Here is a 2,989-nt window from a genome sequence, read left to right as displayed (position 1 = left end):
CTGACCTCGACGGTGAGCTTGGCCTCGCCCGGTACGATGGTGGCGAGACGGGCGGCCGGGGTGATGACGCCGCCGACGGTGAAGACGGTCAACTCGTTGACGATGCCGGCGATCGGGGCGCGGATCTCGGAGCGTGAGAGCCGGTCCTCACTGGCGAGACGCCGGTCGCTGAGCTCGGAGACCTTGGCCTCGACCTGGCGCAGCTCGCGCTGGGCCTCGGTGCGGGCGGTCTCGTCGACGGCGATGATCTGGAGGCGGGCGTCGCTGACGCGCAGCCGGGCGCGGGCGATCGAGGCTTCGATCTCGCCGCGCTCGCCGAGCAGGCGGGCCCATTCGCGGTTGATGTTGTAGACCTTCGTGCCGTCGATGAAGCCCTTCTGRAACAGGCCGAGATATTTGTTGCGCTCGAGCTCGACCAGGCGCAGCTCCTCGACCTTGGCGACCTGGCGCGCCTCGAGGCCCTTCACCTCCTCRCCGGACTGGACGATGCTGATCTCGAGCTGTTCCTTGCGGCTTTCGCGGTTGGTGCGGTTGCCGTCGAACAACCGGGTCTCGCCCTGGATGATCTGGCTGGCCTCGTCGGAGAATCGGGCGAACTCGGCCGGGAAGGTGATCGCGGCAAGGTTGTCGCGCTCGGCGATCAGGCGGGCCTTGCGGCCGAGATTTTCGCCGAGCTGCGAGCGGATGATCGAGAGCTCGGCCTTGGTCTGGACATCGTCGAGCCAGAACAGGGTCTGGCCWGCCTCGACCCGGTCGCCCTGTCGCACCCCGATCGCCTGGACGACGCCGCCGTCGCGGTGCTGCACCTCCTTGAGGTTCTGATCGACCTTGATCGAGCCCTGGGCGATCACGGCGCCGTTGAGATGGGCGCTGGCGGCCCAGCCGCCGCAGCCGACGACCAGGAGCAGGGCRAGCGCSGTRCCGGCGAGCATATGCCGGCCGAGCCCGAARTTCGGCTCGCGCCCTTCCCTGGCRTCCCCGCCCRCCTGCGATGCGAYAYTGCGCCTGGTCATATCCGTCTCTCCCGTCAGCGGACCCGGGATGCGWGGCCGAGCTGCCCCGCACCGAGGTCAGTAATAGTAAAGCCTGTGGCTGCCCTGGATCTCGATGGAGTAGTCCCTCTCGTCGGTCTGCTCGAGATAGACGTCGACATAGGTGTAGTCGTTGTCACCGATCTTCTCGATGCGGAAGCGGAAGGGCTGGCTGGCAGTGCCGGCCTGGTCGCCATAGGCGCTGGCGAACGGATCGGCCTCGTCCCCGGGCGCACCATTGGCGGGATCATCATCCGTGCGGATCTGGTACTGGCTGACGATGATGCGGTCGCCAGCCTCGAGATCGAGGATCTGGTGGATCAGGTCGCGGTCATCCTCGTCATAGGGCACGTCGAACGAGAAGCAGTCGTTGCCGGCACCGCCGGTCAGCGTCACTGCGTCGGCACCGATGGTGAAGTGGTCGTCGCCGCTGCCGCCGATCACCGCCTCGATATTGGAGAAGCTGTCCGCGCCGATCTCGACGCTGACCGCCTTGCCCTCGACCAGGTTGATGTCGATGCATTGCGTCGCCTGGGAGTAATCCAGCGTGTCGCTGCCGTTGCCGCCATCATAGCAATCGGCCGCGGCATCGAGCGTGCCGATGATCACGTCGTTGCCGGCGCCGGCCTTGACGAGATCCTCACCGGTACCGCCATCGAGCGTATCGTCGCCAGCATCTCCGGCGATCTGGTCGTTACCAGCTCCGCCCATGACCACGTCGTCGCCGTCATCGCCCTCGAGCCGGTCGTTGCCGGCCCCGCCATCGATGACATCATCGCCCGCGTCGCCCTCGATCCGGTCGTCACCAGCCTCGCCGAAGAGCCGGTCATTGCCGGCATTGCCCTCGACCCGGTCGTCGCCGGCGCCGGCGAAGACGATGTCGTCATCCGCGTCGCCCTCGATCCGGTCGCGCCCGTCGCCGCCGAAGACGATGTCGTCACCGGTCCCGCCATGGATCTGGTCGTCGCCGCTGCCGCCCGCGAGGTGATCGTCGCCGGAACCGCCGTCGAGCACATCGTCACCGTCGTCGCCGGAGAGCGTGTCGTCGCCATCCTCGCCGAAGAGCCGGTCATCGCCGCCGCCGCCGGCCGCTGCATCGTCGCCCGCGCCGAGCTGGGCCGTGTCCTGGCCGGCGCCGAACTGGACGATGTCGACATGAGCGCCACCGGTCACAACATTGTTGCCGTTGCCGGTGCGGACGCTGTTGGTGCCATCGCCGGTGAAGATCGTGTTGTCGCCTTCGCCGCCGTCGATCCAGTCGTCGCCGGCGCCGCCGTCGAGGATGTCGTCGCCGTCCTCACCATAGACCTGGTCATTGCCGGCGCCGCCCATGACGTGATCGTCGCCGGCATCGCCATGAACTTCATCATTCCCGGCGCCGCCATCCACGGTGTCGTCGCCCTCATCGCCATGGGCGACGTCGTTGCCGGCATCCCCGGCGATCTGGTCGTTGCCCTCGCCGCCAGAGATCTGGTCGTTGCCGTCACCGCCGGAGAGCTGGTCGTTGCCCTTGCCGCCGATGATGATGTCATTGCCGGCCTCGCCATAGATGATGTCGTCGCCATCCTCGCCGAAGAGCTGGTCGTCGCCGTCATCGCCATAGATCGTGTCGTTGCCGTCGCCGCCATAGACGATGTCGTTGCCGCGCCCGGCATAGATCAGGTCATGGCCGGCGCCGCCGCGGATGAAGTCGTTGCCGGCGCCGCCATGCAGGATGTCGGAGCCGCCGCGGCCGTCGATCACGTCATTGCCGTCGCGCCCGTCGATCAGGTCGGCGCATTCGGTCCCGGTCAGGCCGTCATCGCCTGACGTGCCGTTGATCTCGGTGAACTCGACGACCCTGAAGAGCGCGGTCTGGGCGACCGCGACGGTCTCGTCGCTGACCTCGTAGCTCAGCGTCACCGGGCCAAAATAGCCGGGCGCCGGGGTGAACTCCCAGCCACCCTCGACCGCGGTCA

Annotated in this window: 2 protein-coding genes; both read right to left on the bottom strand. The window is 67.6% G+C overall.

Annotated features, from left to right (window positions below; translation table 11 throughout):
* Window positions 1-1,013: HlyD family type I secretion periplasmic adaptor subunit (locus AC1DGP_RS34995; RefSeq protein WP_476833268.1), on the bottom strand; the 1,013-nt coding region annotated here is incomplete at its 3' end.
* A 57-nt stretch (window positions 1,014-1,070) separates the two neighbouring features.
* On the bottom strand, window positions 1,071-2,989 hold a 1,919-nt coding region (locus AC1DGP_RS34990; RefSeq protein WP_476833267.1), incomplete at its 5' end, for a calcium-binding protein.

This window comes from Allobosea sp. 05T433, assembly GCF_056396065.1.
Note: the sequence above shows the minus strand (reverse complement) of the source record. Positions and strands in the feature narration are given on the sequence as shown.